The sequence below is a fragment of the Fodinibius salinus genome, from assembly GCF_008124865.1.
In the GTDB taxonomy this organism is placed as follows: Bacteria; Bacteroidota; Rhodothermia; order Balneolales; family Balneolaceae; genus Fodinibius; species Fodinibius salinus.
Map to the genome: position 1 here is coordinate 892,181 of NZ_VNHY01000001.1, position 20,652 is coordinate 912,832.

The 20,652-nt window shown below is 41.9% G+C and carries 15 protein-coding genes; 11 read left to right on the forward strand and 4 right to left on the reverse strand.

Annotated elements, in window-relative coordinates:
• Positions 1 to 13 precede the first annotated feature (13 nt).
• Entirely contained in the window at positions 14 to 2,644 is a 2,631-nt protein-coding gene (locus LX73_RS04085; RefSeq protein WP_148898189.1) for a M14 family metallopeptidase, read from the reverse strand.
• Between the two features lie 155 nt (positions 2,645 to 2,799).
• On the opposite strand from LX73_RS04085, the gene LX73_RS04090 reads away from it, so the two are divergent.
• From LX73_RS04090 to LX73_RS04105, 4 genes are read left to right on the forward strand one after another with little or no spacing between them, the layout of a single operon-like run.
• A complete protein-coding gene (locus LX73_RS04090; protein WP_148898190.1) occupies positions 2,800 to 4,401 on the forward strand; it encodes an AsmA family protein in 1,602 nt (533 codons plus the stop codon).
• A gap of 25 nt (positions 4,402 to 4,426) precedes the next feature.
• Entirely contained in the window at positions 4,427 to 5,377 is a 951-nt protein-coding gene (locus LX73_RS04095; protein WP_148898191.1) for a pyridoxal-phosphate dependent enzyme, read from the forward strand.
• Between the two features lie 13 nt (positions 5,378 to 5,390).
• Positions 5,391 to 6,560: an FAD-dependent oxidoreductase gene (locus LX73_RS04100; protein WP_148898192.1), complete on the forward strand. Its 1,170-nt coding sequence runs from the start codon at positions 5,391 to 5,393 to the stop codon at positions 6,558 to 6,560.
• Positions 6,561 to 6,579: 19 nt separating this feature from the next.
• Positions 6,580 to 7,662, forward strand: a complete 1,083-nt coding sequence (locus LX73_RS04105) for an AI-2E family transporter (RefSeq protein ID WP_148898193.1) — start codon at positions 6,580 to 6,582, stop codon at positions 7,660 to 7,662.
• 30 nt (positions 7,663 to 7,692) lie between these two features.
• Here LX73_RS04105 and LX73_RS04110 read toward each other — a convergent pair whose 3' ends face one another.
• Both LX73_RS04110 and LX73_RS04115 read right to left on the reverse strand, forming a co-directional pair.
• Complete coding sequence (locus LX73_RS04110; RefSeq protein WP_148898194.1) at positions 7,693 to 8,031, reverse strand: ribbon-helix-helix domain-containing protein; 339 nt, start codon at positions 8,029 to 8,031, stop codon at positions 7,693 to 7,695.
• A 26-nt stretch (positions 8,032 to 8,057) separates the two neighbouring features.
• Entirely contained in the window at positions 8,058 to 8,879 is an 822-nt protein-coding gene (locus LX73_RS04115; RefSeq protein WP_148898195.1) for a ZIP family metal transporter, read from the reverse strand.
• Between the two features lie 347 nt (positions 8,880 to 9,226).
• Here LX73_RS04115 and LX73_RS04120 point away from each other — a divergent pair, with 347 nt between their 5' ends.
• The gene (locus tag LX73_RS04120; RefSeq protein WP_148898196.1) at positions 9,227 to 11,107 is read left to right on the forward strand and encodes a CocE/NonD family hydrolase; all 1,881 of its coding nucleotides are present in this window, start codon (positions 9,227 to 9,229) and stop codon (positions 11,105 to 11,107) included.
• Positions 11,108 to 11,350: 243 nt separating this feature from the next.
• Here LX73_RS04120 and LX73_RS04125 read toward each other — a convergent pair whose 3' ends face one another.
• The gene (locus LX73_RS04125) at positions 11,351 to 13,315 is read right to left on the reverse strand and encodes an aconitate hydratase (RefSeq protein ID WP_148898197.1); all 1,965 of its coding nucleotides are present in this window, start codon (positions 13,313 to 13,315) and stop codon (positions 11,351 to 11,353) included.
• A gap of 232 nt (positions 13,316 to 13,547) precedes the next feature.
• Between LX73_RS04125 and LX73_RS04130 the strand changes: the two genes are divergently transcribed.
• From LX73_RS04130 to LX73_RS04155, 6 genes are all read left to right on the forward strand, one after another.
• Positions 13,548 to 13,841 carry an HU family DNA-binding protein gene (locus LX73_RS04130; RefSeq protein ID WP_148898198.1) on the forward strand — a complete coding sequence of 98 codons (294 nt, stop codon included), beginning with the start codon at positions 13,548 to 13,550 and terminating at the stop codon, positions 13,839 to 13,841.
• Complete coding sequence (locus tag LX73_RS04135; RefSeq protein WP_148898199.1) at positions 13,834 to 15,579, forward strand: HU family DNA-binding protein; 1,746 nt, start codon at positions 13,834 to 13,836, stop codon at positions 15,577 to 15,579. Before LX73_RS04130 ends, LX73_RS04135 begins: the two co-directional genes overlap by 8 nt.
• Before the next feature lie 72 nt (positions 15,580 to 15,651).
• Positions 15,652 to 15,972 carry a Dabb family protein gene (locus LX73_RS04140; protein ID WP_148898200.1) on the forward strand — a complete coding sequence of 107 codons (321 nt, stop codon included), beginning with the start codon at positions 15,652 to 15,654 and terminating at the stop codon, positions 15,970 to 15,972.
• A 170-nt stretch (positions 15,973 to 16,142) separates the two neighbouring features.
• Positions 16,143 to 17,438: an amidohydrolase family protein gene (locus tag LX73_RS04145; RefSeq protein ID WP_148898201.1), complete on the forward strand. Its 1,296-nt coding sequence runs from the start codon at positions 16,143 to 16,145 to the stop codon at positions 17,436 to 17,438.
• A gap of 125 nt (positions 17,439 to 17,563) precedes the next feature.
• Positions 17,564 to 18,769, forward strand: a complete 1,206-nt coding sequence (locus tag LX73_RS04150; RefSeq protein WP_148898202.1) for an amidohydrolase family protein — start codon at positions 17,564 to 17,566, stop codon at positions 18,767 to 18,769.
• Between the two features lie 203 nt (positions 18,770 to 18,972).
• Positions 18,973 to 19,569, forward strand: coding sequence for a MarC family protein (locus LX73_RS04155; protein ID WP_148898203.1), 597 nt, complete (start codon positions 18,973 to 18,975; stop codon positions 19,567 to 19,569).
• The last annotated feature ends 1,083 nt before the right edge of the window (positions 19,570 to 20,652 follow it).

Genomic DNA, 20,652 nt, shown 5'->3' on the forward strand with positions numbered 1-20,652 from the left:
AAAAACAGCCTTCTTACATATCATGTAAAAGCATAACGGCATTTTGCATCATGCGAGCAGGCCCTACCCAGAACATACGATATTGGGTGTTATCTAGTAGAAAGACTACCTGCCCGGATCCCATTCGTTGGACACCAGCAAAAGCATTGCCAGCTACCTGTTTCTTATTTTCAGGAGAAGCATAACCTGACGCTAATACCGATTGTGAGTCCTTACTATAATGCCCTACTACCTGCCAGTCCGTTGATGGTACCAATGACTCATCACTAAACTTTAGTGAGAATAACTTATTTGGCATTCCGAAGGCAAGTGGATTGGTATTATCAATATGCCCCTGGAAAGCTGAACCCGGAATACGCTTAAGTCCGGATGAATCTTCACGGGCGGCATAAGTTGTATAGGCCGCTGGTTTAATCGTATCCTCTTCTTTATCACCTTTTGAGGGTTCATCCGCAAGCTCTACAGAAGTAAAACCAGACTTGCCTTTACTCATAAATTCTGCAGCACTTTCGGTAGCAACAAGCGTACCACCGTCTTTCACCCATCCTTTGAGCTTATCCAAAGCGGTAGAATCAAGAGTCGAAGACAATCCGCCCCAGGCACCGGGCAGTACTAATACATCATATTCTTGCAGATCTAAGTAAGAAAGTCGGTCACTTCGAATTCGATTGATTCCAAATTCGGTCCATTGATCGAATAGAAACCAAATCTGACCGGCTGTGTACGAGCTAAACGGGCTATCGACCATAAGCGCTACATTCGGCCTATCAACCGGCTCGCTGTCATTTGAGGCTAAATCCATGCCGCTGACCATACGTCCGGTATCAAAGCCTTCAATCGTAACCTTGGCTTCTTTAGCAATACGCTCCATATCGGAGGCTATAGTATCACGCTTTTCATAGTTACGGCCAAGTAGAATTACAAGACTGCCCCGGCTGTATCGTTTTCCGTCGTAGGTGAAATATTTTTTAGCTACCCGTACACGATAACCGGCATCCCAAAATTTAGCTAGTGCATTGGGAGCATAACGCTGTTTTCCATCAACAACATAGGCATAACCGGCCCCACTGTTTTTCACTCCATGATCATAAGTTGAAACTTCTGTTACCGGAGTTGTTTCTACCTTTACGTCATCATTCGACCAAGCGGCATCCAGATTATAAGCCATAGGAGCTGCCCAGGTTGCCATATCATACATTACCGAATCCCCAATAGCCAATTGACGCTTCATAAGCGTATTCAAAAATATATGGCGTGGCTGATCCGTAGAAATAATGTAACTACCTTTCTTGAACTGACGGCTTTCTGCTTCTCCATCCCAATAACTGTAGGCATCATCTACTTCAAAGTTCTCTGTTGCCTGCCCTATTTCTACTCCATGCTGCAACATAATATTGATCAGCTCACCGGTATAGGAACGATCATTATTGGGAATAATAAACGCCTCCACATCTCCTTTCTTTGCTTCCTCACTAAAGGCATTTTGGAAATAATCAAGCAGGGGCTTCCGGTTTTCAATGGAAGTACGGACTGTTGCAATCGAGTTCGTATAATGGTCAAATACACGCTGCCGGAGCGTCAACTTATATCCATCTTTTGTTTCAACGGAACGGCCGCCCCGACTGTGTCCCCCTTGTTCTGCCAACATCCCGATAGCTCCCATATTGCTGGGATAAGAAGAGCCATAACCGGGATAAAAGAAATCAAAGGCCTCACGGGTGGCATAATTGATATTATGATCATCAAACTCGGCAATCACGCCACGCCCAAAAACATCTGCCCATTTTTCATAATTCTCGGGCAGCTCATGATTTCGAGGGGTTGTACCGGGCATAGTAAAGTAGTTACTGTTGAAACCCTGCTCATGCAGATCCAGGTGAACCTGGGGCATCCACTTCTGATACGTTTCAATACGCCCGCGTGACTCTGGATGCACCAACCAAACCCAATCACGATTCAGATCAAACCAGTAATGATTAGTCCGTCCACCGGGCCAGATCTCATCATGCTCCAAGTCATCGGCATTAGAATTTAATAATGCACTTCGCGAAGATTTATACCAGTACACATATCGATCTCGACCGTCGGGATTAAGCATTGGGTCAATAATAGTAATGGCATCACTCCTCATCTTCTTGGTCTCGGCATCCATTCCCGCAACCAACCGATAGGCCGTCTGCATAGCTGCTTCACTACTAGACGGCTCATTGCCATGGACATTGTAACTCAGCCATACCGTAACAGGCTGGTCTCCCTTTATGGATTCCGCTGTATTGTCCTCTAAATTTCCCGGATCAGTAAGTTGGAGATTATTATTACGCAGCTGATCAATATTTGACTGATTTCCTTCAGAACTGATTACTGCAAAATAGAGCCCTCGACCTTCATAGGTTTCGGCATACTTTTTTAAACGGATACGATCAGATTCTTCAGCCAAATATTTCAGGTAGTCTACCACATCTGAATGGAAACTAAACTCAGACCCCAGCTCATAGCCTAAAAATTCTGCCGGAGATGAGATCTCAGAATCATATGAAATATTCGGATCAAACTGGAAACGTTTATCTTGGGCATGCAAAATACTGGTACTTATCAAAAGGAAAGCAACAGCAAAAAGGAAGTATCGAAATCGATATTCTAACATAGCTTAGATTGTTTATTTACTTTTTTATGTTGTAATCGCTTATCATTGTACAAAAATTGAAAGTAAAATGGCGTTAAAAAAAAGTCCGAATTACCTATGATTAGAGCATATTAAGAGGTTTTGTAAATAATCCTGTTCACTTATTCATCTATTTTATGAAACGTTATCAAAAAGTGTTGCTGGTCATATGCATAACCCTCCTTATAATGGTCGGTGGTATTCAGATCTATTTTAGCTTCTTTTTAGATTCTCAAATTAAACAAACGCTAACAAACCGTGTTCAACAATCTATAAACCATTCTTTTAGTTTAACGATTAACGATCTGGACTTACATCTGCTGGGAAGGCGTATTACTATCTCCGGAGCTACCCTTTCGTCAAAAAAACAAGACAAAAAAAATAATCTCTATGCCACAATAGAAGATATTCACATTCGAGGAATAAGCTTTTGGCAATTATTAATATATCAAAAGCTTAACCTCAAAAAAGTCCAAATTATCAATCCCCATATTTCACTGACCAAAGCCCCCTCCAGCAATTCTTCTATAACTCCTCGAGATATCCGGAAAAAACTTTCTAGTAACGATGTGCTAAAACAACAGTCAATTCCCAAGTTTTCCGTCACCGGCTTATCTCTAAATTATACTACAAAAAACAAACAAAATGGATCATCTTTGAGCTTTCGCGATAGTGATATCCATTTATATGAAATCTCTCTTGACTCTGCTGCTCTTACAAGCAATAAGATTATCACTGCTAAAAATATTATAACTGACTTTCGTGATCTTCAGTATCGTACAGCCAATGGGGTGTATAAGCTCTCTACCAATCAAATAGTCTTTTCTTCTTTTGACAGTAGTATGAATATTCGTTCTCTACAGCTCAAACCCCAATTTGATAAAGCTTCTTTCCCCAAACAGTTTAAATACGAAACCAACCGGATTAGCCTGAATATACCAACCGTAGAAATACAAAACTTAGATCCGCTGCAATTAAATAAAGCAAACGGCATAACGGCTCAAAAGGTACAGATCAACAAACCTAACCTGGATATATTTAAAGATAAGCATGCACCTTTTCCGCCTAACCGACAGCCTCCCCTGCCCCAGCAAATGCTTAAAAATATTCCATTTACGCTCGATATTGACAGTTTGTCCATAGAAAATGGCAACATCAAATACAGTCAGCTAAACCCCAGGGCCGACACTACAGGCTATATTTTATTTGCTGATCTTAATGCTGATTTCACAAACCTCAGTAATCTTCAAAATCGAACCAAAAAAACAAATCCACCAACACTTTCGGTACGAACTAATGTGATGGATAGTGCTCGTTTGCAAGTACAGTTCACCTTTCCAACGAGCACCCTCAAACAACATATTTCCGGTCATTTAGACTCTATGGATATGCGTGCCTTTAATAGTGCCCTCGAACCTATGGCATTTGTACGAGTGGACAAAGGACAAATTTTGGATATGAATTTCGATATGGTCCTGGATAAACAGGAAGCAACCGGTAAAGTGGCTTTTCGTTACAAAGATTTAAAAATCTCTTTGCTGGATAAAGAATCAAAAAAAGAAGATTTTGGCAAAAAGATGAAATCACTTCTTGCAAACACTATCAAAATAAAATCAAAAAATAGAGCTGAAGATCTCCGTATTGGCAAGGTTAATTTTAAACGAATAGAACGAAAAGCCGTTTTCAATTATTGGTGGAAAAGCTTACTCTCAGGACTCAAACCAAGTATAGGACTTTAAATTTTTGCTAATAAAACTCTAGTCAATGCAAATTCCAAATTTTCAAGACGTACGACAGGCATATCTTAAAATACGGGACCAAGTGCATCGAACTCCCGTACTGACGAGCCAAAAAGTGAATGAACGCGCTGGTGGAAAACTTTTTTTCAAATGCGAAAACTTTCAAAGGGTTGGTGCTTTTAAATTCCGTGGCGCTACGCACGCCGTAGGTGAACTATCCAGTAAACAGGCTCAAAACGGAGTAGCCACACACTCCTCCGGTAATCATGCACAAGCTGTAGCACTAGCAGCTAAACTTCGCGGTATCCCCGCTCATATTGTGATGCCCGAAAATGCTCCAAAAGTGAAAGTCAATGCTGTACGGGATTACGGAGCTAATATTACGTTTAGCGAATCTACACAAGAAGGACGGGAAGCAACCCTGCAAAAAGTAGTCGAAAAAACTGGCGCTACCTTTATTCATCCCTATGACAATCCGGATATTGTCATGGGACAGGGCAGCGCTGCTATCGAACTGCTTGAAGAACAGCCAGAGCTTGATATCATTCTTGCTCCTATTGGCGGCGGTGGGCTCATGAGCGGAACAGCGATTGCAGCATCTGGCTTATCACCGGAGACTAAAATTATTGGTACAGAACCGGAAGTAGCTAATGATGCATACCTTTCCTTCAAAACGGGTGAGCGTCACCCTGTTCAAAGCACTGATACCGTAGCAGATGGACTCCGAACATCATTAAGCCCCTTGACCTTTTCCTGTATACAGGAACATGTAGATGCTATTTACACTGTAACAGAACAAGAGATTGTTGAAGCTATGCGCTTTATTTGGGAACGCATGAAAATTATTATTGAACCTTCATGTGCAGTTCCAGCAGCAGCAATTTTTAACGGCGAAATTGATGTTCAAGACAAAAAAGCTGGAATTATTATAACAGGCGGCAATATTGATTTGGATAAATTGCCGTGGCAAGATTAAGAATTAGGAATTGATGTCAGAGCAGATCATCATTATCGGCAGTGGCGTGTCCGGAATTACTACAGCCCTTACCTTACAATTGCTGGGTTATGATACAACAATATACACCGAAAAGGTCATTACGGACATTTCAAATAAAAATGAACACCCAAAGTTTGCCAGCCTCTTTCCATCGGCTTCGGTAATTCCCCACTCGGTGTACTCCGATCAATTGAAAAAGCTATTCAAACGGTCTCAGTCTATATTTTATGAGCTCCGTAAACTGGCTTTTCCGGGCATTACCATCAACAAACATTATGAACTATGGGAGTCTAAACCCAACCGCCCCGACTACTGCAACTGGATGCTAAACTATGAAGCTGTATCTGATACAGATATAGAAAACATTCCCCACCGACCGCCTGTTGATAATCTGTATGGCTGGAGCTTCAACTGTATTTTCGCGGATTGGTCACTCTACATGCCGGCACTGCTCGATACCTACTTACAAAATGGTGGAACAATCAGGCAGAAAAAAATTACCAGGAAAATAATTTCTGACCTGCCTGCAGAAACTATCATCAACTGCAGCGGCACCGGTAGTCCTTCTTTATTTGATGATCCCAGTGATAAGCAACTTGTTGTCCGTGGACATCTGCTCCACAAGGCAGATGCCCCCTTACTCACAAATCCAAACGGGGAAGTCGTATCCTATAACTATACTCCAAAACCAGCTATCTATTCCGATAGTAAGGGCAAGGCTGCTGATGTGTATTGCTATCCCCGAAAAGACGGTTGGATTCTTGGGGGGAGCCGCCAAGTTGGAACTCTTGGAAGTGAAGAATGGCAAGTTAGTGATAATTATCATGAAATTGAGGGTATTAGATTTCCAAAACAGATTGTCGACCTCAACAGTGAAATTATTAAAACCCTTTTTGATACTGAATTAAGTATAAAGGATGAGCTTACCCCAGCAGTAGGCTATCGATATATCCGAAATAAAAAAGATGGTCTTCGCCTTGAATCAGAAACTGTATCAAATAAAAAGGTAATACATAACTATGGGCATGGGGGCGCCGGTGTTACGCTTTCCTGGGGATGTGCCCTTACTATTTCTGAACAACTCTTGTCTCAAGAAATAGATTCAGCTCATGATGTTTTACTATCGGAGATTAAAAAGGTCGTGCCAGTAAATTCCAGCTAACTTTTTAACAGTAAAGGCTATGGAAAAATCTACTTTTGCTAAACGAATCTTAATACGGCTGTTACTGGCATTTTCAATCATTGCAGCTCTTATTATAACGCGTCAACTACTGGTTCCCCTGTTCCTATCAATTTTATTTGCTTATCTACTCTTTCCGGCTGCTCAAAAATTTGAGAATAAAGGACTGCCAAGAATTCTCACAAACTTCATCTTAGTGGGAGGTTCTTTCCTGCTGGTAATCGGCTTTTCTTACGGCATTTCATTACTTGTTGTAACATTTACCGAAAACCTTCCGGATATACAGGAACAAATAAATACTAATATTACTCATTTCCGCTGGGCTTTGGGCCGGACCTTTGGAGTAACAGCAGAACAGCTGGACTCTATTGTTGAAAGCATCAAAGGGTCAGGCCAATATATCAAACAGTTTTTTACAGGAACCGCTAATACCATCCTTACCATCGGACTTATTCCCGTTTATACGTTCTTACTACTATTTTATAGAAATAAGTTTAGAACATTTATTTCTATGTTGGTACCTGATGAACGGAAACAAGAAGCACAAAATATTATTGATCAGGCAGCAGAGGTTGTTCCCAGCTATTTGAAGGGATTATTTTTAGTCTGCCTTATTCTAATCGGACTCAATAGCCTAGGATTCTATATCATCGGAGTCAAATATGCACTGCTGTTAGGATTAATAGCAGCAATATTCAATCTTATCCCCTACCTGGGAACTATAATCGGTTATGGTATCGCTCTCCTTTTTGTTCTGGCTACCCAGTCGTTATCTGTCGCCCTCTTAGTTATAGTACAGTTTTTTATCGTGCAATTTATTGAGAATAATATTCTGACGCCTAATATCACCGGCTCCTATGTGCGGATAAATCCATTAGTAACCATTCTCTCACTTATTGCCGGCGGTATGATATGGGGACTGCCCGGAATGTTTATGGTTATTCCTTACTTGGCAATGTTAAAAATAGTATGCAAAAATATTGAAAGCCTTAATCACATAAACTACCTCTTAGGAACAAAAGGTACCGAGGACCACTCATTGACGTTTCAATCTTTTAGAAATGTCTTCAATAAAAAAGCGTAATAAAAAAATGGCTAGGTAGGCTAGTCAATATCAGCTTTGAATTTGTTTTTCGGCGCAGTCAGGACAATCTAACCAGTGCTCTGATGGCATAGAAGGTAATGCTTTTGGACTACTGCCCTTTTCAAATACAGGTCGATATAATATATCACCCTTCTTATGTGATTCCCCACAGCTATGGCAGTTTTCCACTTCATCGAGTTCTTTAGGAGTATATCCTGCAATTACCCAGCCTTCGTGGCCGGCATGCACTGCCAAACTTTCTAAAGCAGCACGTACTGTTTGGGATTTATTGCCGTTATAATATTTCTCAGACAATTCCTCCAAAAGTTGAACCGTCTCATTATCCAATGTAAAGTTTAGCCGTTTCATAATATCTTTTCCTATTGAGTTCCCTTTTAATACACAATATACCAAGCTGCAAAAACGACTATTCCCCCAATAAAGGTATTTAACACAGCCCATTGACGGTATTTATCCAGCTTGTGATGTTCATCATGATCTAACTTTGTATCTCGATGGATATTCCCCCCCACCTCACATTCGGGCAAAAAATCGATGGCAACATGAAAAAAGATTCCCGTTGCAAATCCAAAAATAAGTGCATTAGCAACTGCATTTCCCGGGATGTTTATCATACTGACAGGAAGAGCTGTAAGGCCTATTGCTGAAGCCGGTAAAAGCAACAATACCGATGATTTCCCCTGCATTTTAAGGCGACGTGAAGCAGCATAGCCTGCAGGAGCTTTGTGAGAGACAATAGCGATACCCAAGAGTAATCCTATTTCCGGCATTGCTGCATATACGATACCAATAATCAGACCTGCAGCAAGGGCGTGGGATGTCAATTCCAGCACTACAGGAGGAGTCGCAAAAGAAGTGTGCGTTAACCCATGATTGAGAGTATGAATAGCAAAACCAGCCATGATACCAACTGCAATACCTACGCCCCCGTAAACCGGATCGTGGTTAACGGCCGTCGGGACTAAAAAGATAGCCGCACTTGTAATCATAGCCCCACTTGCCAAACCATAACCCGCAATGAGATTATTCAGTTTTGTTTTCCCAGCCGCTTGAACTCCCATCGGGATAGCCAGTGCCATAGCTCCAAATGCGATCCATGAAATACCGATGACCTTCCAGTTCGAATCCAACATGGCAAACACAGTCAATAGGCATAAAATAGTAATAGTACTGTAAGCAATAACTTTGTCAGACATACACAGTAAAAACTTATTTCAAATTAGTACCCTTAATAATAAAACACCCTCACACTGAATGGCCCATCTAGTTAATACAATAACCAGCGATCCAAAGCAGATTTCTGGGTTATGATAACTGATTCAACAACCGGAAAAACAAGCAATAAAAAGTGCATAATCCCAAAAGATCAATCCCTAGTATTTTTTAAACAATGAGTTGATACAGATGAAATTTAGTGTGTACTAAAATACACACTTTACTACTTTGTCACAAATTCTTCCCAATCAATTAATGTTAATTGTTTCATAATAATCACAGTCTGCTATATTTAGTGGTAACAAAAAAGATAATAAACTCCCGTGATATGAAGAATAAGAGTAGTATTATCCGTTATTCTACGCTCATACTTTTCATTATTTGTATTGCTCTCCCCTTGTATGGGCAATCCCAACAATTTTCTAAATCTGATTACATCAAATCAGAATACGATATTGAAATGCGCGACGGTATAAAACTGCATACTGTTATCTACCGACCCGACAGTGCTAAACAAAAACTGCCCTTTTTGATGAAGCGCACGCCCTACAGTTGCCGCCCGTATGGTGAGGAGACGATGCCACGAAGCATTCACAGCAACCCTCAATTAGTAAAAGACGGCTATATCTTTGTCTGCCAAGATGTTCGGGGGCGCTGGATGTCCGAAGGACAGTACTCTACGCTCACGCCCAACGTGCCCGGTCCGGGAGGTACCGACGAAAGTTCCGATACCTATGATACCATTGAATGGCTGCTCGACAACATATCCAACCACAATGGCAAAGTGGGTCAGTACGGTATTTCATATCCGGGATTTTACACCGCAGCAGCCTTGCCCAATGCTCACCCCGCTTTGGTAGCTTCATCACCGCAGGCTCCTATTTCAGATTTCTTCTTTGATGATTTTCATCACCACGGTGCTTATTTGATGAGCTACTGGTATGCTACTAATGTATTTGGATATCAACATGAACAGCCTACCTCGAACCCCTGGTACAATCTACCGGATATTTCTTCGAATGATGCCTACTGGTTTTATTTAAATAAGCTGGAACCTCTCAGCAAAGCTTCAAAATATTATAAGAAGGATAATTTCTTCTGGCAGGAAATCATTAATAATCCGAACTACAACAACTTTTGGCAGAGCCGCAATATCCTGCCACACCTGCGTAATATCGACCATTCGGTATTAGTTGTAGGCGGATGGTTTGATGCTGAAGATCTGTACGGTCCGCTCAATGTGTATAAAACCATTGAAAATAAAAATGATGGAGAAGCCCAAAACACTATCGTTATGGGACCCTGGAGCCACGGCGACTGGGCAGGGTCGGACGGCCCGCAAATAGTCGGTGATATTTTCTTTGGCAATAACCTTTCAGGCTGGTTTAAGAAAAATGTAGAAGCTCCCTTTTTCCGATCTAAACTCAAAGGAAAAGGCAGTGCCGATCTGCCCGAAGCTTATATGTTTGACACAGGACTTAAAAAATGGGATCAATTTGAGCAATGGCCGCCCCAAAATGCTAGCCAACAAAGCTGGTATGTACATGGAGATGGATCTCTTAACCTGCAGAAACCTTCTAAAAACAGTACCGAATATACTGAGTATGTCAGTGACCTTTCTCATCCCGTGCCTCATATAGAAACCCCTAAAATGCGCTTTACCCCGCGCCCTTTTATGACCAGTGACCAACGCTTTGCCGCACGGCGGCCCGATGTTGCCACTTTTGAAACTGAAGTGCTAAAAGAAAATGTTACGATTTCCGGTGAGATCCTCTCTAAGCTCTATGTCTCAACATCCGGTACAGCATCCGATTGGATTGTAAAACTGATTGATGTCTATCCGCCTTCGGTTAAAGAAGGTAAACATACCCCTAAAAATGTTGAGCTGGATAATTATCATCAGATGGTACGCAGTGAAGTTATAAGGGGTCGTTTTCGCGATAGCTATGAGAATCCAAAACCTTTTGAACCCGACAAAATTACCTCTGTAGATCTGCCGCTACAAGATATTCACCACACTTTTAAGAAAGGACATAAAATTCAAATTCAGATTCAAAGTACCTTCTTCCCCTATATCGATCTGAATCCCCAAAAATATGTAAAGAATATTTTTAAGGCCGACAGCAGTGACTTCCAAAATGCTACACAGCGGATTTACCATACATCCGAGCATCCTACGTCAATCCTAATGGATGTGCAAAAAAAATAAAACTTCCGGTATCGGTCTAAAAGAAGAGAACATAGCAACTACAATGGCAAACATTCATGGAAACTGCTTTTAATCCACCATTTAAATTTCTCAATGGTTAAGGAATAAGATTCGTGGTTCAACATGTTTCTCGTAGTACCAATCCACACGATCTTGATCCTCTAAACGAACTACTATAATGTATTCCAATAAAAAAAGCCCCGGAAATCCGGGGCTTTTAATTCATTTTCTATGAACAGTTGTTTAACTACCGTTCTTTCTAGCTTTAAAACGATTAATCACACCACCGTGTAATACAGCTTCCTTTTGCCGATCACTGAAAGTGTGCTTGACCGTGTATTTCTTATCCTTCGTTTTGTTGTGAATAACAACCTCGTTGCCATTCTCGATAGCCCCTCGGATGTCATTTACTTCAAGGATATCTCCTTGATCAATATCTTCGTAATCCGCATCATTCTCAAACTCTAATGGCGGGATTCCGAAGTTGATCAGATTTTGCCAGCCAATACGAGCATAACTTTTAGCAATGACAGCCTTCATGCCAAGATATCGGGGAGCAATGGCCGCGTGTTCACGACTTGAGCCCTGTGCATAGTTTTCACCAGCAATAACTACGTGGCCACCATGCTCATCTTTAGCTTCCATGGCACGGTCGTGGAAGTTCTCATCCACAACATCAAGCGTAAACTTGCTAATTTCAGGGATATTGCTGCGGTACGGAAGTACTTCAGCTCCAGCACGCAGAATCTCATCCGTTGAAATATCATCACCCATCTTCAACAGAACAGGAACATCAAAATCTTTCAGCTCATCAAAATTAGGCATGGTAGAAATATTGGGCCCTTTCTTGATTTCACCACGTTCTTCTTTGGGCTTTGGCTCGGTCAGCATCTCGGTATTGATATGAATTTCTTTCGGATGCTCAAACTTGGGATATCTCATATTGTAAAGATCCTCAAGATCCCGCGGATCAGTAATTTTACCCGTCAGCGCTGAAGCTGCTGCTGTTTCAGGACTAACCAAGAATACTGAGTCTTCGGGCGTTCCCGACCGATCAGGGAAGTTACGAGGCACCGTACGGAGACTATTCTGTCCTGATGCCGGCGCTTGTCCCATTCCGATACAACCATTACAACCGGCCTGGTGAATACGAGCACCGGACTGTACCAGGTTAAACATCACGTTATTTTTGACCATGTTCTCAATGATCTGACGCGATGTGGGATTAATATCAAAAGAAACGTTGTCCTTTACTGTCTTGTCCTTCACAATTTCGGAAGAGATCCAGAAATCGCGGTAGCCCGGGTTAGCGGATGAACCAATATACGATTGGTAAATGTCTTCCCCTTCAACCTCACGGACCGGAACTACATTTCCGGGACTGCTTGGCAGTGCAATCATCGGTTCAACATCATCAAGCACAAGCTCCTCGTACTTGTCATATTCAGCACCTTCATCGGCTTTAAGCTCTACAAACTCATTACCGCGTTCTTGTGATTCCATAAACCGGTGAATTTCGCCATCAGCAGGGAAAACCGTACTTGTTGCCCCCATTTCTGTTCCCATGTTGGCAATTACGTGGCGGTCCATGGTGGAAAGATTTTTCAATCCTTCACCAAAATACTCAATAACATATCCGGTAGCACCATCAACATCGTAGCGGCGCAGCATTTCAAGCACTACATCTTTAGCGCTCACCCAGTCGGGCAGGTCGCCTTTTATTTCAACGCCTAGTACTTTAGGCATTTTTATATATAGCGGCTCACCGGCAATAGCAAAAGCTACGTCCAATCCACCGGAACCGATTGCTAGCATACCCATACAACCGGAGGCAGGTGTGTGACTGTCGGATCCCGCCAGTGTTTTACCCGGAATAGCAAACCGTTCGGTCTCAATTGGGTGACTTACTCCATTACCGGGTCGGCTAAACCACATGCCAAATCGTTCAGCGGCAGATTTCAGAAATACGTGATCATCCGGATTTTTAAAATCGGTCTGGATCAGGTTGTGATCAACATACTGACACGACATTTCGGTCTGCGCCTCATCCAGCTCCATGGCTTCAAGCTCTAACATTACCATCGTACCGGTAGCGTCCTGCGTTAAAGTCTGATCAATTTTTAGGCCAATTTCTTCACCCGGTACCATTTCTCCATCCACCAGGTGGTCTTTAATTAACTTTTGCGTGACATTTAGTGACTGACTCATAAATATTTTTCTTTTAAAGTTCCGCTGTATTCGTGAATATAAACGTTTTTCTCTTAAAAAATCGTTTATTAAAATACCATTTGAATGCCCTAATCTTCAAGTTAATCCCCAAAAAACTTCTATTTATAAGTATTCTAAGCTATCATCAAACAGGGTGTTCGTTTTTAAACAATTTTTTTCTTAATTATAAGAGGATCTGATTCTTTAAACACCCAAATGATTAGTACATCATATGAATACCGCGGATCTGGTTAAAAAACTTGCCAATAACTGGGATATTACCCAACGACAAGCCCGAAAATATTTGGATATTATCATTCAAACTTTTAGCGATACGTTGGCAGCCGGAAATTCATTTACATTGCCCGGCGTGGGGACTTTTGAAACTACCACGCGCGATGAGCGTGAATCATATAATCCACACTATGAACAAAAGATGAAGCTGCCGCCCAAACGCGTAGTTCATTTTTCACCCAGTGCAGGATTAAAAGAAGATGTTAAACAAATAGAACAAGACAATGAGTGAGAAAGTAACGTTTCAGGAACTCATTGAGTCAATTGCCGAAGAGACAGATAATACCGAGCAATTCACTCACGATTTCCTCAAAGATTTTGCGGAAGTTATTAACGGTGGGCTACAGCAAAATGATACCGTCAATATTGCCGGCTTTGGTAAATTTAAGCTGCGCAAGATGGAGGAGCGCGAGGGTTATAATCCTCAAACAGAAGAAAAAATTACCATTCCCCCTCATAATAAAGTGGTTTTTAAGCCCTATAAAGATCTTCGCGAATTGGTAAATGCACCTTATGCCCACTTGGAACCGGAACTTATCAAAGAAGAGGACTCTTCTGTCAAGGAAGAGGAAGACACTTCTTCACCCACGACTTCGGAGACTGACGAAGGCCCAGCAGAAAATATTGAGAGTGATCAAGATACAACAACGGAAGAAGAAAATGAGATAACGCCGCAAGTAACAGCCGAAGAATCAGCACCGCAAGATACTGCATCAGCTGATGATACCACTACTGATCAATCGGATGACACAGAAAAAAGCAAGGTCTCAAACGAGAAGACAGAACAGGAACAAGATCCATTTGACTTTGATAATGATGATGCGGAAGCGCCAAATTCTTTACTCCAGGAAATTGCTGATGAAGATGATAATGAGGACCATGAAAGTACTGAAGATCTCACCGATGACTCTTCTGTAGATGACGATGATATTGTAGAATTTCAGGAAAGTCCTGCCCAAGAGGAAAGTAAAGATGAGAAAGAGGATGAAAACGTTGAAGAATTTGACGAAGATGATGAAAAAGATGATGCTCCTGCTTGGCTAGATGCTATGGTGGGACCAGAAGCATCAGGGAAGATCCAACATTCTGATGAGGAAGACGATCAGAAGTCTAAAAAACAGGGTCAAGAACCTCAACATACTGATTCTAAAGAAGATAAAGAATCTGATGAGACCTATATGCCCGGGAATGAATCTTCTGAGGATAAAAAAGAAGGTGAGCAAATAGAGGAGAAACCAAAAACTGCTAACCCAAACATGGATCGAAATATGCGCAATCGTAACTCCGGGTCCTCTCTCGGTATTTGGATTGCAGCAGCGGTTATTCTGCTGATGCTGGCAGGCGGGGTTCTCTACTTTAGCTTGATGTCCGACACAAACCAACGTAGATCAAACACTCAGAAAGTTGCGTCCACCTCTACCGTACAAAAGAATGACGCTAGTCAACGGCAAGAACAGTCAGCTGACCAACAAAAAGAAACCAGATCAGAAAATAAGCAGCAGTCCACATCACAGAAACAACCCCAAAAATCAGCACAGCAACCTACTGCCGAAAAATCCTCTGGGAATAAATCTTCTGCAGATAAGACTGCTACAAAGAATAAAAAAGTAAGTCACTCGATTAAAAAAGGACAAACCTTGTGGAGTATTGCCGAAGATAAGTATGGCAATCCGCGGCTTTGGCCCTGGATTTACGGCAAGAATGATACACTAACTAATCCACACGTAATCCAAACCGGGCGATTGTTGACCGTACCTCTGCCCTCTGGTAATCAAAATAGGTTGAGCCAGTCAGATTCTGTGGGTGTAGCAAAAGGATTCCTTTCAACTTATCAATGGTACAGAAATAACGAGCCATCGAAAGCTAAGAACCACCTTTGGGTGGCAATGCAGTACCATGAGAATATTCGGGATTTAGCAACAACTAAAATAGACCAAGCCGATCTTTCTTACGCCAATAGATTCCGTTAAATAACCGGGAACTATATACGTAGAAAATCTTAAATTTTATCACTGAAACTTAACACAAAAGGAGAAATATTTATGATTCGCCATGTAGTAATGTGGAAACTCAAAGATGAAGCCGAAGGAGCCTCAAAAGAAAAAAATGCGGAGAAGATGAAGCTGATTTTGGAGGGGCTTAAAACCAATATCGACGAAATTAAAAATGTGGAAGTCGGTATTAACATTTCCGAAGATGATGATGAAGCGGGTTCTCCACACGATGTAGTCCTTATTTCTGACTTCGAGACAGAATTAGACTATTCAATGTACACGCGTAATGAGCACCACAAAAAAGCAGTGAAATTTATTAACTCTGTTATTGAAGAACGTCATTTTGTAGATTACAATGTTGACATGTAGTGTATAAAATCCACTGACATTCTTTTACCCTGATTGGGCTAACCACTCAATCGGGGTTTATCATGAAGGCATATAGAATTTTGAACAACAAAAAACATTTGCCAACGGAACTACGATTTTTAATAATAAGTTCAATTGACAGAATATTTCATCCTCAAACCGGACGGCCTATGAAACGACTTATCCTATTAAGTTTACTTGTCATTAGTATTCCCTCCCTTGTATCAGCACAACAACCAAAAGTGTTTACCGGCGCAAAGATTATCCCCATCAGCGGTGAAGCTATTGCAAACGGCGTTATGATTATAGAAGATGGTAAAATTACTGAAGTCGGGTCACAAGCAAATGTCAAAATTCCTTCTAACGCCAAAACACACGATGTATCCGGCAAAGTTATTATGCCCGGGCTAGTAGATTCGCATTCTCATATCGGCGGTGGCTCCGGCGGTGACCGTTCGGCCGCTATGCACCCCGACGTTCGCATCCTTGACAGCATCGACCCGCGCAGTGATACCTTTAAAAAAGCGCTGGCCGGGGGCATTACCACCGTAAATGTTTTGCCCGGCTCCGGACATTTGATGAGCGGCCAAACCGCATATTTAAAGCTGCGCAAAGCAAATCAAATTGAAGAAATGCTGTTTGTAGATAACCCCAAAGAGCAAGTAGCCGGCGGACTCAAGATGGCCAACGGTACCAATCCTATTGGCGATGGTCCTTTTCCCGGAACGAGAGCCAAATCAGCATCAATGGTTCGCGAACTATTTATTAAGGCACAAAATTATAAAGAGAAAATTGAAAAAGCCGATGGTGATCCCGATAAGATGCCATCCCGCGATATTGGCATGGAAACACTGGTTGAAGTGCTAAATGGCGAACGCATTGTGCATAATCACACGCATCGCCACGATGATATCCTCACAGCTATTCGACTTGCTGAGGAATTCGACTACAGGCTGGTTCTGCACCATGTGAGTGAAGCCTGGAAGATTGCCGATGAAATTGCTGAAGCTGATGTACCTGCTTCTATTATCGTTTTGGATTCACCCGGTGGAAAAATGGAAGCGGTGAACATCAAATATAAAAACGGTGCAGTCCTTGAAGATGCCGGCGTAACGGTAGGATATCATACTGATGCTTCAATCACCGATACGCGGCTGTTTTTACGCTCTGGAGCATTCGGCGTCCGCGCGGGAATGAGCAGAAAGGCCGCCCTGAAAGCACTAACCATCCAAAATGCCAAGATGATGGATCTGCAAAACCGGGTAGGCACCCTTGAAGAAGGTAAAGATGCTGACTTTATTGTGCTCTCCGGCAATCCGCTCAGCGTTTATACCCGCGTACAGCAAACTTGGGTAGAAGGCAAAAAGCGCTTTGATCTCAGCAATCCCGAAGACCAAGAATATGCCACCGGCGGTTACAATGTATTTGAACGCACCACCCAGAATCATCACCACGGGCGTAAATAAATCACTCCCCCCCTGTCATGTTAACAACTCATAATTCTTTCTTCCCTCTTGAAGGGAAATACAAGAAGGGGTCAACTTTGTTCGCAGCATCAAAAAAATCTGTACAAATATATTTTCTCAATATTATGAAGAATCGAATTACACTATTTATTTTTGCAATCCTTTTCGGAGTTTCCACAGCTGTGCAGGCACAGATTGCCGTACAAGCCGACACTATCTATACCATGGAAGGCGCTAAAATTGTGGACGGCATTGTGCTTGTTGACGGACAACAGATTGAAGACGTAGGTTCCGCCTCCGATATTCAAATACCCTCTGACTATAAAACGTATGAAACCTCTGTTGTTACTCCCGGGCTGATTGATGCCCACACTGTTGTAGGGCTGGCAGGGATTTATAACCAGGATAGCGACCAAGATCAGCTTGAAACATCAACGGCCATCCAGCCGCACCTCCGGGCTTTTGACGCTTACAATGCCCGTGAAGAATTGGTCAAATTTGTGCTCGGTAAAGGAGTAACAACCGTTCATACGGGGCACGGTCCCGGTGCACTGGCCAGCGGACAAACAATGATTGCCAAGACACCTTACAATACCGTGGAAAAGGCACTCATTGATTCGGCAAAAACGGTTTCTTTTACGCTGGGATCATCTGTAGGGCAATATTTTGATACCCCGGGTACCAAATCCAAAGGTGTTGCCATGCTGCGGCAAAAATTAATTGATGCCCAAGAATATATGGACAAGATGAAGGTCGACGATCCCGCAAAACGTCCCCCCAAGAACCTTGAGCTGGAAGCCCTGGCTGATGTACTAAACGGAAAATTGACGGCCATGATTACTGCTCATCGATCGCAGGATATTATGACAGCACTGCGTCTCAAAGAAGAGTTCGGTTTTGATATGATTCTGGATGGTGCTTCCGAAGCCTACCTGGTTCTTGATGAAATTAAGGCAGCAGATGTACCGGTAATTGTACACCCCACTATGGTCCGCACTTATGGCGCTTCTAAAAATGCCAGCTTTACCACGGCCGCCAAGCTGGCCAAAGCAGGCATTCCCTTTGCGTTCCAGAGCGGTTATGAAAGCTACGTACCCAAAACACGGATTATTCTTTATGAAGCAGCTGTTGCATCTGCATACGGTCTAAACCGAAGTATGGCACTGAAAGCTCTTACAAAAAGTCCGGCTCAAATTCTCGGTATTGATGATCGCGTTGGCACATTGACAGAAGGCAAAGACGCTGACCTCGTACTCTTTGACGGTGATCCTCTGGAATATACTACACATATAAGCACTGTCATTGTTGATGGCAACGTAGTCAAAAAATAAAATATCATCCTGCCCTGTGCAGCTGTAGTTGCCGGGGCTGGACGCTTGGGATAGCAGAGATCAACAAGCAGAGCAGCCCATGGGATAAAAATACTTGTCTTATACTACTCCAAAAAATATATCAATCATTTTCAGGCCGTTGCCCTCCTATGAATAAATAGCTATCCTAGGGTTCATACTGAATCGCAGATTAGTTGTTTGTAATGGACATTGCCGCCTACTTAAATGCTCTTGCAGGACTCTTTGTCATCATTGATCCCATCGGCGCCGCACTCATCTTTCATTCGCTGGTACCGCCGGGTGAATCGCGTCACCGGCGCATCATGGCTTTTAAAGCTATCACCATTTCTGTGGTTTTGCTGATTGTCTTTGGCAACTATGGACAGCCACTGCTAGAACTACTGGGCATAAACATACAGTCGCTGCGCATTGCCGGCGGACTGCTACTCTTTTACACCGCCTTTAATATGGTTACTGAAGAAATCGAGTACTCTACAGCCGACAAAAAGAAAGATATATCGGTGTTCCCCATGTCTATCCCCCTGCTGGCCGGCCCCGGCTCACTAACTTTGTCCATCCTTCTTTTTTCAAAATCAGCCGAGATGAGCGCAGATATAGGTGTTATGGCTGCTATTCTTACCGTATGCCTGCTCACACTCATCCTGATGCTGGTTTCCAAGTATTTAAAGAAGATTATCGGCCAGACCGGCGATGAAATTCTGAAGCGATTTTTGGGCGTCATCCTTGCAGCTCTGGCCATACAGTTTGTGTATGACGGTATTGCCAATATTGCGGGATAGCAATACGACTGTTCAGCTAATTGAAACTGTTTTCCTATATTTTTTTGAGCTGAAATTCACACTGCCAGCTAAAGATTACCGTTGGTATTATATTACAATATGATGCCTACTAGCGATAATATTTTATAGTCGTTGATAGTCTGTTGTCTATTCCATAAACTTTTCATAGCCTTATCAGCAGATAACCGGTGCCCCGTAATACATTATCCAAACTCCTAGTTAAAATATTTATGGGATAGGTTACTTTCGAAAAAACTACATATCCATCCAGATAAAAATGAAGAAAATATTTAGAGTTTATATTTCACCGATTTTAATTTTACTAGCAATTGGATGGTGGTATTTAGCAGCTTATCGATGGTTGAGCATACCATTTTTGGCTATATTACTCATTGCTTATCTCATGCAATTAAAGAAAAAGAAGTTGTCCAATCTTTTTCTGGCTGGATATATCTTTTTTCTAATTACTACATTTTTACCATTTGATATAAGCTAAAAAAATTATCCTGGGAATCCTCAATTCGTACCTGTAATAACTGGTTTGCCAACTGAAAAGGCAATAGAAAAGGCCTCAAATGGAGAAGCAATACTATACGGGTGTGTTATTTCTGGATTCGAACCTAAATGGGTGTTTGTCTGGTAAAAATTCACGGCAACTCAACCCGCGCGTGAAGCGGAAAAACCTCCCTACCCTGCCAATTTTGGGATAGTCAATTTCTATAGTACATTTTGTTTCTAAATTGATAGCAGACCGTATGCCTCTTATACCCAAATTGTTAGGAACTGCGAACCAAGATCCTGTTATATAATTTTATCATGAATATGATTAACACTTATTTATATATAGGTTTCAGTTCCTTAGGGATAGTGGTGGTGAATCTGATTTGGTGGATTTATCTTTCAATTACTTTTGGATCATTTAATGTAGTTAAACAAAAATACTTAAGCCATTTTCCCGAAGAGATTAGGAATGCCATTATACTAACCTTGATTTCTATTTCTCTTTTGGGAATAGCTATTTTCTGCTTTTATAAAGCTTATAATCTATCCCAAAATAAAATTAAGAAAAAGATAACCAAGGCT